General features: G+C 30.9%; 11 protein-coding genes. All 11 read left to right on the top strand.

Features of this window, described 5'->3' with window-relative positions:
- Window positions 1-55: 55 nt before the first annotated feature.
- The 11 genes from Q0L44_RS11190 (at window position 56) to Q0L44_RS11240 (ending at window position 13,147) form a co-directional block, all read left to right on the top strand.
- Window positions 56-490 (top strand): hypothetical protein, encoded by a 435-nt coding sequence (locus tag Q0L44_RS11190; protein ID WP_296638588.1) that lies wholly within the window; start codon window positions 56-58, stop codon window positions 488-490.
- A 3-nt stretch (window positions 491-493) separates the two neighbouring features.
- Window positions 494-775: a hypothetical protein gene (locus Q0L44_RS11195; protein ID WP_296638590.1), complete on the top strand. Its 282-nt coding sequence runs from the start codon at window positions 494-496 to the stop codon at window positions 773-775.
- Between the two features lie 5 nt (window positions 776-780).
- Window positions 781-906 (top strand): hypothetical protein, encoded by a 126-nt coding sequence (locus Q0L44_RS11200; protein WP_296638592.1) that lies wholly within the window; start codon window positions 781-783, stop codon window positions 904-906.
- 338 nt (window positions 907-1,244) lie between these two features.
- Window positions 1,245-1,856 (top strand): T9SS type A sorting domain-containing protein, encoded by a 612-nt coding sequence (locus Q0L44_RS11205; protein ID WP_296638595.1) that lies wholly within the window; start codon window positions 1,245-1,247, stop codon window positions 1,854-1,856.
- A 418-nt stretch (window positions 1,857-2,274) separates the two neighbouring features.
- Window positions 2,275-4,521: a T9SS type A sorting domain-containing protein gene (locus Q0L44_RS11210; RefSeq protein ID WP_296638598.1), complete on the top strand. Its 2,247-nt coding sequence runs from the start codon at window positions 2,275-2,277 to the stop codon at window positions 4,519-4,521.
- A 22-nt stretch (window positions 4,522-4,543) separates the two neighbouring features.
- Window positions 4,544-4,723, top strand: a complete 180-nt coding sequence (locus Q0L44_RS11215) for a hypothetical protein (protein ID WP_296638601.1) — start codon at window positions 4,544-4,546, stop codon at window positions 4,721-4,723.
- 187 nt (window positions 4,724-4,910) lie between these two features.
- Complete coding sequence (locus Q0L44_RS11220; protein WP_296638604.1) at window positions 4,911-8,204, top strand: immunoglobulin-like domain-containing protein; 3,294 nt, start codon at window positions 4,911-4,913, stop codon at window positions 8,202-8,204.
- 227 nt (window positions 8,205-8,431) lie between these two features.
- A complete protein-coding gene (locus Q0L44_RS11225) occupies window positions 8,432-9,562 on the top strand; it encodes a hypothetical protein (RefSeq protein ID WP_296638606.1) in 1,131 nt (376 codons plus the stop codon).
- A complete protein-coding gene (locus Q0L44_RS11230; RefSeq protein WP_296638607.1) occupies window positions 9,552-9,800 on the top strand; it encodes a hypothetical protein in 249 nt (82 codons plus the stop codon). Before Q0L44_RS11225 ends, Q0L44_RS11230 begins: the two co-directional genes overlap by 11 nt.
- Before the next feature lie 12 nt (window positions 9,801-9,812).
- A complete protein-coding gene (locus Q0L44_RS11235) occupies window positions 9,813-10,259 on the top strand; it encodes a nucleotidyltransferase family protein (protein WP_296638736.1) in 447 nt (148 codons plus the stop codon).
- A gap of 533 nt (window positions 10,260-10,792) precedes the next feature.
- Window positions 10,793-13,147, top strand: coding sequence for a glycoside hydrolase family 2 TIM barrel-domain containing protein (locus Q0L44_RS11240; RefSeq protein ID WP_296638610.1), 2,355 nt, complete (start codon window positions 10,793-10,795; stop codon window positions 13,145-13,147).
- The last annotated feature ends 1 nt before the right edge of the window (window position 13,148 follow it).

Here is a 13,148-nt window from a genome sequence, read left to right on the forward strand (position 1 = left end):
ATTAAGTAACTAACGAACACAATGTTTTTAACAAAGTAGAACAGGGATTAATGATTTGATCCTTTTTAATTATGCTACTAATTCAATGCCAAATGGTAAGAACAAATACATCATTAAAACCTACAATACAGAAAAACAAATCTTTTCCGTAGATCAGGTACATAGATTAATGTTTTTTAACGCTTTTGATACAAAGTATCAAAGAAACGCTTATAACCATTGGAAACTTTGTTTTTTATGTAACGGAAGTAATATGTCGGATGTTCTACAATTCAAATGGACAGACATAGAAGATGATTTCATCTCATTTGTGAGACAGAAAACGAAGAATAGGACAAAGAACGTAAGGAAACTCTCTATACCAATTATAAGACCCTTAAAAGAGTTAATAGAAGAGATAGGAAACAAAGAGAGTGAATACATTTTTGGTGGATTTAGAAGTGCGAGTAAAGAGTTGATGCGTAACCCAATGGCATTTAGAAATCTATAAGTTATGGCAGGTAGTTTTTCAATGAAGCTGGTTCACACAAATGGTGCAAGTACAGTTATAAAGAACGCAAGTGTACAAGGTTTATTAAAGACAATTAGTTCATTTGCAAAGAATATTAAAGCTTCAGAACCTCAACAACTAACGAAAGTTAAGAAGCGTTACAAACAAGTTAATAGTTCTTATTTCGATACAGTTGAACAATCTGATGTATCAAAACAGGAAGAAGCAAGAAAGCAGGAATTGTTTCAAAAGATACAAGATGAAATTGCTAAAGATTTAAAGTAAGAGATATGAAGAACGTATTAAAATCAATATACCTAATAAACGATACTAAAGTTGGTGCTTTAGATTGGGAAATAGGCCAAGAGATGTTTATTTATTATGCAGATGGTAAAGGAATAAGAGTTGCACCATAGGGTACTTTCAGAATGAAAGGTAACATCAAGAGTGTTAAGGTAGATAAAGATGGTTATATAACATCTATTAGAAGATAATAATAAACAATTAAGTATGGAGATATTAGTAGATGTATTTTTAATAGCATTGGTCTTATTAATGGTGGGTGCTATTTACAGGGGTATAAAAAGTAATTAAACAACACAGTTTTAGTTTTGTTCATTTTTTGATTAGTTCTTTTTTCTTTTATCCAGTAGATTGGGTGGTGTAGGTTCTTCAGTAATTCTATCCTGCACCATTCTTTCTCCACTTCAAAGCTTAAATTTTTATATATTTGAGAAACTTTTAAAAAAATATTATGAGAAAATTATTATTTACACTTTCAATTATACTTTTTACACAGTATACTTTTTCGCAATTCGAAAACTATCGTATAACCAACATAGGTCTTATTTCAAATATTGATATAAATGGAGTTGAGAATGCTATTACAGTTCCAGAGGGAAAGGTTTGGAAAATTATTTCGGGATTAAATTTAAAAATAACAGACCAAGATGGGGATGAGGTTGAAACATATCGTACTGATATGGTAGGTCACAATTATGATAATTTAAATAATTTAAATAATTTAATTATTCCAGAGGGTTTTAATCTTTACAGTATAACTAATAGTTCTCTAGCGGAGTTGGTTAATTGGATAGAATATGACCTTTCACAACAAGCTTTATCATATACAGTACCTAAAATAGATAAAAAGCCTACACTATTTCCAAACCCTACATCTTCTTTATTGTCACTAAATAGTGATAAAGAGTATGATATAGAAGTATATGATATGGTAGGAAATAAAGTAATGTCGCTTAAAGGAAATAAAATTGATATGTCAAATCTATCTTCTGCTATTTATATTGTCAAAGCATTCGATAAATTAGAGAATAAAGAAGTTAGTTATAAAGTAGTTAAGAATTAATACCATTCTAACTATTAGAAGATTAAATAGTATTTAAAAGGCACTTATAGAAATATAGGTGTTTTTTTATGCAATACACTTCAATAAAAGAAAAACATTTAACTAATAAATAATATTAAAAATGGTTTTAAAGTTTGTTCCATAAAGTACCGCATTTGTAACTACAACATTGGTAGTTTGGATAAGAAGATTTTATTTGAAACGAATTCCTGTTTAGAAGAGTTTTAATCCTGAAATGTTTGCAAGAATGTTTGCAAGAACTAATTTCAACAAGGGTTTTTAAATAAATGAGTAAAAAATAATACTATATTACCTTAAAAATACACTAAATTGACAAAAAACGGTATAGTGCAGGATACTTGAGCGTGGTTTTGGTTTTACATTGCAAATATTCTCTCATTAAATAAATTTAAAAATTATGAAGAAAATTTTACACAAATTATTATTTGCAGCACTGCTTATAAGTGGATTCGCATTTTATAGTCAAACAACACTACCAGGCACTATAGAAGTTGAGACTGGTGATCTTTCACAAAATAATGCTCATTTTGCAAACAATAAATTAGGTTCTGGAAATGGAGGCACTAATAACATAGTTGAGAAATGGAGAAAAACCCGAATAAATTCAGGTACAGCTGGTGAGGCTGATAGTGGTGCAGGTAAAAGTGGTACTATAATAATCCCAGTATCTGTTGCTGCAGATGGGAATTATAATTTTACTTTTACTTATTTCAAAAATTCAGCTAATAAATCAGACGATATAAAAATTAATTCTACAGATGCTACTGGAGGTAATTCTTCTCTATTAGCTTCATTTTCGATGATTAGGAATGATGGAGGCCCTGAAGGAACTAACACTGCAACTACTAGTAGTTATTCTACTCAAACAGTTACAGGAGTCCCTTTAACTACAGGTATTACTTATATTACATTTGAAAATTCTGATTCAGCATCTCTTAATTTGGATAACGTTATTGTGGCAGCTTCATCTGCACCCATACCTCCAACAATGACGTCTACTAAAGATGGGGAATGGAATGATCCAACTGTTTGGACAGTTTCTGGAACAGCTGCAACTACACCTAGTGCAACGCCTACTTCGGAATATGATGTTGTTTTAGGTCACGTTGTAACAATACCTTCGAATATGGGAGTTGCAACAGCGAAATCAATCGGGTCTACTTCTGGAGCTCAATTGATATTACGACAAAATAATACGCTAACAGTTGAAGGAGATATTTCTCTTGCTAGATCTAATGATGGGATGATTTTGTACGCTCAAAATGGAAACTTTTCTACGGTTACCATTGGAGGTGCATACACTTCGGATAAGAAGACTACCATTGTCAAAAGATTATCACAAGACAAATGGACGTTGGTTTCATCAGGTTTAAGTAATGCAAAACAGTTCAAAACACTCGATGATTCAAGGAACTATACAGTTAAGGAAGGCAATAAGTATGCTTTTGGTTCTTATGATGATTCTAGATCTGTTTTTGATCCTGGTGCAGCAGCAGGAACTACTGGTAAATATGTATATGTTACTGACGATCATGGAACAGGACCTGTATGGGGTAGTGGAATCGGATGGGCTACGAAGTCAAATAATGCAGGAGGTTCAAAACATGATGTAGTATTCATGGGAGACTTACATACTGATGATGTTTCCGTTGCAGTTTCTACTGACGGAAATGGCTATAATTTAGTAGGTAACCCTTACCCAACGTATTTGTATGGAAATCCTAATGCAGATGCAATTAACGTTTTAACTGCAAATTCATCTTTAATAGATGGTACAATTTGGTTTTGGGATTCAGACAATGAGACTTGGGTAACTAAAAATCTATCTAGTAATGCCTTTCATATACAACCACTTCAAGGCTTTTTTGTAAAAACTACCACTGCTGGTGATTTTAGTTTTACTGAAGCAATGCAGACGCACGAATCTAATAGTAATCCGTTTTATAAGACTACAAATAGTAGATTCGAAATAGATTTATCTATTGCAAGTGGAAAACTAAATCGAAAAACTTCAATTAGATATATTGATGGTAAAACAACATCTTTTGATAATGGTTATGATAGCAATATATTTGGTGGTTATGCATCAGAATTAGAGTTATATACTGGTTTAGTAGATGGTAATTCTTCTAAAAAATTAGCTATTCAATCATTACCAAATGAGAATTATGAAGATATGATTATTCCTGTAGGGGTAACTGCGGATGCAGATTCAGAAATTACTTTTTCTGCAGAAACTTTAAATGTACCAACGGGTTATAAAGTATTTTTAGAAGATAGATTAAAAAGTACGTTTACAAGATTAGATGAAGTAAATTCTGCATATACTGCTATAGTATCAGAAAAATCTACAGAAGGTCGTTTTTACTTACATGCTAAATCTAGTGCTTTATCTACAGATACAGAATTGTTAAATAGTGTAAGTATTTATAAATCGAATACTTCAACATTAAGAATTGTTGGCTTATCGCAAGGTAAAGCAAGTGTAAAATTATTCAATATTTTAGGGAAACAAGTAATGAGTACTAACTTCAATACAAGTGGAGTTAAAGAAATTACTTTACCAAATTTAGCTTCAGGTGTTTATATAGTTCAATTAGAAACAGAGGCAGGGAAATTAAATAAAAAAATAGTTTTAGAATAAACATTAAATAAGACAAGACATCATGAAAAAAAATATAAAAAACACTCAAAATAAAGAACAAGAAATTACACGTAAAGACGCGATAAAAAAGATAGGTAGTTATGGTAAATATGCAGCACTTACTGCATTAGGTACTTATATGATTTTAAACCCACAGAAAGCACAGGCACAAAGTCCTGAAGCTCCAGGAACAGGTTTTTAATTAGAAATAAAATTTATTTTTAAAAATCCCAATTTTATAAAATTGGGATTTTTTTATGTTTATAAACCATATAGTACAGGACACAAATTTAAGTTGTTAATTATAATTTGTAATTAATTTTTATCACCTTAAATACATAACAGTCCAGAATACTAAATTAGTAATGTTACAATATTTTTAAAAAAATATGAAAAAGAACATATTTAAATCAATATTATTTTGCAGCTTCTCGCTCTTTTCCTTCTTTATAAATGCGCAAACAGCGCCAGATGAAGATGGAACGCCTTACACTACATGTAATGTAGATGGTGCAAATGAAACAAGAACATCTAATGAGTTATCGCCACGTGTTAATGTTGGAACTATAGATGACAGAACATGTTATGCAAATTATAAAGAAACTACACTTAAAAGTACAACTTGGGGTATCTATAATATAACAGATGGTTCTAATAATCAAGACGCTGCAAATACATTACAACCTAGAATGGAGCGTTCATTACGTATAGCATATAATACTGATGTTGGATCTTACGTAAAATTTTCAGGAACGTTTAGAATTCTTGAAGTTGGTGATGCCTCAGGAACTAATAATGACGGAACATATATAGCACAATCAAAAGGACAACATACTGGTGGCGGTGGCTCTCCAGATCCTGCTATTTGTTTGTATTTAGCAAAACCTGTATTTGATGCCAATGGCAACCAAATAGCCTTTAATATTTATGCCGAACGTATTTTAGAACGTGGAGGATCTGGAGCCGGTAGAGAAATAGTTTTTTTAAAGAGCGTAACTAAGAATGAAGAAGTAAATTTTATTCTAGAGGTTGGTTTTAGGGAAGATCCAAACGACCCTACAAAAAAAATACATTATTCTGATGCAGTAATTGGAGGTACAGCTTTTCCTTTTAATATTCCTGATCCAGAAAGGGGAACACAGTCTAAAATTAGGTACGGTGCTTACCGAGTAAAAGGAGGTAGAGCACAAATTAGATGGGCAAATACTACACATATAAAAGTTGAGAATGTTGCTACCATAGTTGATGGTAATGAAGCTCCAGCAATAACTTTGTTAGGGGATGCTTCTATAAATATTGATTTAGGAGATACCTATACAGATTCAGGTTCAATTGCGATTGATAATTATGATGGAGATATTACTGATGATATTGTTATTGATAATCCAGTAGATGTAAATACAGCTGGTACCTATATAATAAAATATAATGTAACTGATTCTAACAATAATACTGCATTAGAAATGACTAGAACTGTTATTGTAGGTGATGTTTCACAAACTATTACTTCTTTACCAGGCACTATAGAAGTTGAGACTGGTGATCTTTCACAAAATAATGCTCATTTTGCAAACAATAAATTAGGTTCTGGAAATGGAGGCACTAATAACATAGTTGAGAAATGGAGAAAAACCCGAATAAATTCAGGTACAGCTGGTGAGGCTGATAGTGGTGCAGGTAAAAGTGGTACTATAATAATCCCAGTATCTGTTGCTGCAGATGGGAATTATAATTTTACTTTTACTTATTTCAAAAATTCAGCTAATAAATCAGACGATATAAAAATTAATTCTACAGATGCTACTGGAGGTAATTCTTCTCTATTAGCTTCATTTTCGATGATTAGGAATGATGGAGGCCCTGAAGGAACTAACACTGCAACTACTAGTAGTTATTCTACTCAAACAGTTACAGGAGTCCCTTTAACTACAGGTATTACTTATATTACATTTGAAAATTCTGATTCAGCATCTCTTAATTTGGATAACGTTATTGTGGCAGCTTCATCTGCACCCATACCTCCAACAATGACGTCTACTAAAGATGGGGAATGGAATGATCCAACTGTTTGGACAGTTTCTGGAACAGCTGCAACTACACCTAGTGCAACGCCTACTTCGGAATATGATGTTGTTTTAGGTCACGTTGTAACAATACCTTCGAATATGGGAGTTGCAACAGCGAAATCAATCGGGTCTACTTCTGGAGCTCAATTGATATTACGACAAAATAATACGCTAACAGTTGAAGGAGATATTTCTCTTGCTAGATCTAATGATGGGATGATTTTGTACGCTCAAAATGGAAACTTTTCTACGGTTACCATTGGAGGTGCATACACTTCGGATAAGAAGACTACCATTGTCAAAAGATTATCACAAGACAAATGGACGTTGGTTTCATCAGGTTTAAGTAATGCAAAACAGTTCAAAACACTCGATGATTCAAGGAACTATACAGTTAAGGAAGGCAATAAGTATGCTTTTGGTTCTTATGATGATTCTAGATCTGTTTTTGATCCTGGTGCAGCAGCAGGAACTACTGGTAAATATGTATATGTTACTGACGATCATGGAACAGGACCTGTATGGGGTAGTGGAATCGGATGGGCTACGAAGTCAAATAATGCAGGAGGTTCAAAACATGATGTAGTATTCATGGGAGACTTACATACTGATGATGTTTCCGTTGCAGTTTCTACTGACGGAAATGGCTATAATTTAGTAGGTAACCCTTACCCAACGTATTTGTATGGAAATCCTAATGCAGATGCAATTAACGTTTTAACTGCAAATTCATCTTTAATAGATGGTACAATTTGGTTTTGGGATTCAGACAATGAGACTTGGGTAACTAAAAATCTATCTAGTAATGCCTTTCATATACAACCACTTCAAGGCTTTTTTGTAAAAACTACCACTGCTGGTGATTTTAGTTTTACTGAAGCAATGCAGACGCACGAATCTAATAGTAATCCGTTTTATAAGACTACAAATAGTAGATTCGAAATAGATTTATCTATTGCAAGTGGAAAACTAAATCGAAAAACTTCAATTAGATATATTGATGGTAAAACAACATCTTTTGATAATGGTTATGATAGCAATATATTTGGTGGTTATGCATCAGAATTAGAGTTATATACTGGTTTAGTAGATGGTAATTCTTCTAAAAAATTAGCTATTCAATCATTACCAAATGAGAATTATGAAGATATGATTATTCCTGTAGGGGTAACTGCGGATGCAGATTCAGAAATTACTTTTTCTGCAGAAACTTTAAATGTACCAACGGGTTATAAAGTATTTTTAGAAGATAGATTAAAAAGTACGTTTACAAGATTAGATGAAGTAAATTCTGCATATACTGCTATAGTATCAGAAAAATCTACAGAAGGTCGTTTTTACTTACATGCTAAATCTAGTGCTTTATCTACAGATACAGAATTGTTAAATAGTGTAAGTATTTATAAATCGAATACTTCAACATTAAGAATTGTTGGCTTATCGCAAGGTAAAGCAAGTGTAAAATTATTCAATATTTTAGGGAAACAAGTAATGAGTACTAACTTCAATACAAGTGGAGTTAAAGAAATTACTTTACCAAATTTAGCTTCAGGTGTTTATATAGTTCAATTAGAAACAGAGGCAGGGAAATTAAATAAAAAAATAGTTTTAGAATAAACATTAAATAAGACAAGACATCATGAAAAAAAATATAAAACTAATAAATAGTCGTTTTAAAAATGATTTTAATTTTCCACTTTTAACTAGAAAAATAACACAAGGTTTTTGAAAAGGAGAAGAAAGATAGTTATTGTTTTAAAAAATAATTATCAGTAATTAGAAAAGATCTCTATTATAGAGATCTTTTTTATTATTTTTAAAAACTATATAAGATATTTTATACAATGAATACCCCTATAATTTCAAAAGAAATTGATGCTAAAAGTTATGTTTGGTCTGGTTTAAATAACCAATATGCTGTTTTAGAAAAAGAAATAGCACAGCTAATTACAGCAATTGCTAAAGGAGATTCATTATCTACTTTAGCGAGTGCTTTTGCTTCAAAAAACTTAGTTTCTAAAGCAGAGGCACTTCCATTACTTCAAGAATTAAAAGAGCAGTTTTTAGAAGATAATAAAGAGGTAGAACGCTTCAAAAATAAAGAGGTGTATCATACTACGATTCCTGCTAATTTTGAAACTACTTACACGTACAGTTCAAAAAATACAACTATTAGAGTGGCCTTTCAATCTGAATTAGAGGCCTCTTTTGTACATCCAAAATTTGCACATCTCATTACACAGTCCACTAATTTTGATATAGAATTTAAGGTTTTTATTAAAGATGGTCGTATTTATTTAGCCAAAAATAATACCATTTATGATTCTTGGACCAAAGAAGAACTTCATTATTTTCAAGGCAAGTTTTCTATGGAGTTTATTCAGGCTATCTATGGTAACACTGAAGATGATTGGATGGGAGTTTTTCATGCCTCAGCTGTTTCTAATCAAAAGAAAGCCATATTATTTTTAGGAGATTCAGGTAATGGTAAAAGTACTTCTTTAGCCTTATTACAAAAACATGGTTTTAATTGTATGGCAGACGATTTTGTGCCTGTATTGGCTAAAAACAAAAATGTTTATCACTTTCCTGCAGCCATTTCTGTAAAACAGAAAAGTCTACAAACATTAATACCGTTTTATAAAGAACTACAAAACGCTAAAGAGTATCATTTAAAAGGACTTAATAAAATAGTTAGGTACTTACCTCCAAATAATACCAACATACCTTCTCATTTGCCATGTAACGATTTGGTATTTATAAAATACACGAAAGACGCTCCTTTGTCTTTTACAAAGTTAGCTAAAGAAAATGCTTTTCAACAGCTTGTTCCAGATTCTTGGTTATCTCCTAAAAAAGAAAATGCACGAGAATTTTTAAATTGGTTTCAAAATATAAATTGTTACCAATTAACCTATTCTAAAACAGAGGCACTAATTACAACAGTATCTAAATTATTTAACAATGAATCATAAAGAGGTTTTTTATTTTGTTGCAAAGTGTTTGACAATTTCTTTTGAAGCACAAAATAAGTTAGATATCGAAAAAAAATTACAACAAGAGCGTATCGATTGGGACAAAGTGGTGCAATTAAGTACTGCGCATTATGTATTTCCTGCGCTATACTGTAATTTAGAAAGAGCTAACTTTTTTAGTTACCTTCTAAAAGATTTAGTAGCCTACATGCAAGAAATTACGACATTAAATAGGTAAAGAAATAAAGCGATTATAAAACAAGAAAAAAAGCTGAACACACTGCTTATAGAAAACGGATGTACGCCTATATTTTTAAAAGGAACAGGGAATTTGTTAGCTGGTTTGTACGAAGATGTGGCAGAGAGAATGGTAGGAGATATCGACTTTATTTTTTCAAAAGAAGAGTACCCAAAAGCAATTACGATTTTAAGAGATTTTGGATATTCTGAAGTGACTAAATATGAGTACTACTTTCCATATGATAAACACTACAGAAGACTTCAAAAAGAGAATAACATTGCTGCTATAGAAATTCACTCAGAAATATTAGGAATAGAAAAATACAGAAAAGAATTTAATTATAGTGTTGTGGAAAAAGATTCCCAAGTAATCAATGAAGTTAGAGTTTTGGGTTCTGTCGCATTAACTCTATCAAAGATTAAAAATACAGTTTTTAATACATTGTTAAGCAACTAACGAACAGAATGTTTTGAACAAAGTAGAACAGGGATTAATGATTTGATTCTTCTTAATTATGCTAACTACCTCTATTCCTGAGTGGATTCGCTGTGCTGATTCAAGCTCCTTTTTTACTTTTATATTTCGGTATAATAAAATAAAAATATAAAGAATCATTCAAAAGACACTTCATTTTTTGACCCAAAGCGCGTATTATTTTACCACCGTGGTTCCACTTACTCGATTGGTATTTTATAAAAGTTGAATTCGAAATACACTATAAATATAGTTATATAAAGCATCTTGATAAAAACATAAGCATACATTTTTTTTTGTTTTAAAAAATTATCTCTTTAAGGAAGAGAGTATTGATTCTAAAAAAAACTTTATTTTAGAGGTCTATAAAAAATAAGAATGGAGAACAACTAAAAGTTTTAGAAGGTAGTTTATAGAGATTACCAGTCGATCTTAGAGTAAATGGTAAACTAACTACAAAAGAAAACCTTATGAATTAACGACAAGTATTCGTCTACAAAATATTTTTAATCTAAATGAAAATTATCAAACACATTTTTTTTCTAATACTAATTGTAATCATAAATGGATGCCTAAAAGAAGAAGTTTTTACATCAAGTAAAGTCAAATTTAATGATGATTGGTATTTTAAAAAAGTGTTGAATGAAACTAGTTCAAATATCACATTTATAGATGAAAATAATTTTAATAACTGGGATTCCATATCATTACCTCATACACCAAAAATAGAGCCTAAAATTGTAAACAATCAATGGCAAGGAATTTCTTGGTACTTTAAAAAATTTTCACTTTCAAAAGACATGAAAGGCAAAAAAATGTTTTTAAAATTTGAAGCGGCAATGAATATTGCAGAGGTTTGGGTAAACGATAAAAAATTAATAAAACATCAAGGGGGCTATTTGCCTTTTGTAATAGATTTTACAGATGTTGCTCTTTTTAATGCAGAAAATACAGTTAAAGTAAGGTTAGATAATAAAGACAACTCTATAACTGGACCAAAACCTTTAAAAAATTTAGACTTTAATACCTATGGAGGTATCTATAGAAACGTATGGTTAATTGCTAAAGGTCAGTTGTATATTACAGATCCAATTTTAACCAATAAAGTTGCAAGTGGAGGTGTTTTTGTTACCTACCCAAAGGTTTCTAAAACACAAGCCACAATAAATATTAAAACACATATTAAAAATGAAAACAATAAAAAACAATCGTTTACAATAAAAAACACGATAATAAAAAGCGACATAGAAATTGTTTCTTCTGAAAGCGACACCTATACTTTATTTTCTAAAGAAGATAAACAGTTTACAGCAAATTTGAAGGTAAAAAATCCAGAATTATGGTGTCCGAATTCTCCTAATTTATATCATTTAAAAACAGAAGTGTTACAAGACGGAAAAGTTTTAGAAAGAGAAATAACAAGAATTGGGATTAAAACAATAAAATTTATTGGGCAAGATTTTTATTTGAATGATAAAAAAATATTTTTAAGAGGTGTAAATCGTCATCAAGAATATCCTTATGTAGGTTATGCAATTTCTGATAATGCAAATTACAGAGATGCAAAAAAGATAAAAGATGCTGGTTTCGATTATGTACGTTTATCACATTACCCTCAAAGCCCTGCTTTTATGAAAGCTTGCGATGAAATAGGTTTAATTACTATTGATGCTATTTTAGGATGGCAGTATTTTAGTAAGGATAAAAAATTTCAAAATTATGTTTTTCAAGCTTCAAAAGATTTAATTAGAAGAGACCGAAATCATCCCTCTGTATTAGCCTGGGAAGTTTCTTTAAATGAATCTTGGATGCCAGAACCCTTTATAGATTCTTTAACTACAATTGCGCATCAAGAGTATCCAGGTAATCAATGTTTTACTGCGGGTTGGCAGTATTACGGTTATGATATTTATTTGCAAGCAAGACAACACAGATTACAATATTATAATCCGAAAAATAAAAAACCTTACAATGTGTCTGAGTATGGTGATTGGGAATATTATGCTATGAATGCGGGTTTAAATCAAAATAGTTGGGGAGATTTATTGCAATCAGAAAGATCTAGCCGACAGTTAAGGTCTGCAGGCGAAAAAGGATTACTGCAACAAGCCACAAACATTCAAGAAGCTCATAATGACAACTTAAATACACCTGCATTTGCTGATGGATACTGGGTCATGTTTGATTATAACAGAGGGTACGCAAATGATTTAGAGGCCTCTGGAATTATGGATATATTTAGAATTCCTAAACTTTCTTATTATTTTTATCAAAGTCAAAGAGATGCAAACAACTCTAATGGTAAACCTATGGTTTACATCGCCAATCAATGGAAAAAAAACAGTCCTTTAGATGTTAAAATTTATAGTAATTGTGATGAAGTAGAGTTGTTTTTAAATGGTAAAAGCTTGGGGCGTAAAAAACCAAATCAAAACAAAATGTCTTCGAATTTAAATCATCCCCCATTTACATTTAAAATTCCAAAATATGATGCTGGTAAATTACAAGCAAAAGCATTTATTAAAAATAAAAACGTTGTAAATTATAGTGTTTTTAGTCCAGAAAATCCATCAAAAATTAAAATTGATTTAGATATAAATGGGTATGAGCTAGATAAAAACAATGATGATATTACACTTGTTTATGCTAGTGTTACAGATAAAAATGGAACACTACTTACAGATATCGACGATAAAATAGAGTTCAATTTAAAGGGGAATGCGGAGTTAATTGGAGAAAATCCTGCAAATTTAGAAGCCGGAATTGCAACTATTTTACTAAAAACAAATAAGCTAACGAAAGATTTAGAAATTAAGGCGAAATCTAAAAAATATAAGTTTAATTATCTACTAAAAGTAGATAACCCTTAAA

Source organism: Polaribacter sp. (assembly GCF_024639685.1).
In the GTDB taxonomy this organism is placed as follows: Bacteria; Bacteroidota; Bacteroidia; order Flavobacteriales; family Flavobacteriaceae; genus Polaribacter.

Coding starts and splice junctions, on each gene's coding strand:
- Q0L44_RS11195 (WP_296638590.1), top strand. CDS start 494: ATGGCAGGTAGTTTTTCAATGAAGCTGGTTCACACAAATGGTGCAAGT.
- Q0L44_RS11200 (WP_296638592.1), top strand. CDS start 781: ATGAAGAACGTATTAAAATCAATATACCTAATAAACGATACTAAAGTT.
- Q0L44_RS11205 (WP_296638595.1), top strand. CDS start 1,245: ATGAGAAAATTATTATTTACACTTTCAATTATACTTTTTACACAGTAT.
- Q0L44_RS11210 (WP_296638598.1), top strand. CDS start 2,275: ATGAAGAAAATTTTACACAAATTATTATTTGCAGCACTGCTTATAAGT.
- Q0L44_RS11215 (WP_296638601.1), top strand. CDS start 4,544: ATGAAAAAAAATATAAAAAACACTCAAAATAAAGAACAAGAAATTACA.
- Q0L44_RS11220 (WP_296638604.1), top strand. CDS start 4,911: ATGAAAAAGAACATATTTAAATCAATATTATTTTGCAGCTTCTCGCTC.
- Q0L44_RS11225 (WP_296638606.1), top strand. CDS start 8,432: ATGAATACCCCTATAATTTCAAAAGAAATTGATGCTAAAAGTTATGTT.
- Q0L44_RS11230 (WP_296638607.1), top strand. CDS start 9,552: ATGAATCATAAAGAGGTTTTTTATTTTGTTGCAAAGTGTTTGACAATT.
- Q0L44_RS11240 (WP_296638610.1), top strand. CDS start 10,793: ATGAAAATTATCAAACACATTTTTTTTCTAATACTAATTGTAATCATA.